1 pseudogene is annotated in these 413 nt (G+C 68.5%); it reads left to right on the top strand.

Annotation, left to right across the window (positions count from 1 at the left end):
• Nucleotides 1–267 (top strand): annotated as a pseudogene (locus J0A65_RS26060) (hypothetical protein); the annotation flags it as partial.
• Between the last annotated feature and the right edge of the window lie 146 nt (nt 268–413).

The raw sequence follows: 413 nt of genomic DNA, 5'->3' as shown, positions 1-413 counted from the left end.
CCGGCCTGCACCGACCTGACCAGCAAGCCCTGGGTGCAGGAGGCTGGGATCAGGGTGCTCGACCAGCCGTTCTTCGCCTGGGAGAACGTCGCCACGGCGGGCGGTTGCCTGGCATCGGTCTATCTTGCGGCCTGGGTCGCCGCGCGCCTGGCGGGTGTCGATCAGGCGCGCGAGGCGCTGCACTACATTGCGCCGGTGGGCGAGAAGGAGCAGTACCTTGCCACGGCCATGGCGGCCATCGGGCGCTACCTGCCGAACGCGACCTGAGGTGCCCGCACTGCCCGCGGGATTCGTGTCGGCCGGGCAAGCTGTCGTACCATCGCGCCTCGCCCCAGTTTCATGAGCCCTCGCGCATGTTCGAAATCACCCCCATCAGTCCCGAGCACTACCGTCAGCAGACTCGCCGCAGTACC

Origin of the sequence: Bowmanella yangjiangensis (assembly GCF_017255015.1) — a bacterium.
Lineage (GTDB): Bacteria > Pseudomonadota > Gammaproteobacteria > Enterobacterales > Alteromonadaceae > Bowmanella > Bowmanella yangjiangensis.
The sequence above is the reverse complement of the archived record's forward strand: the minus strand, read 5'-3'. Positions and strand labels throughout refer to the sequence as shown.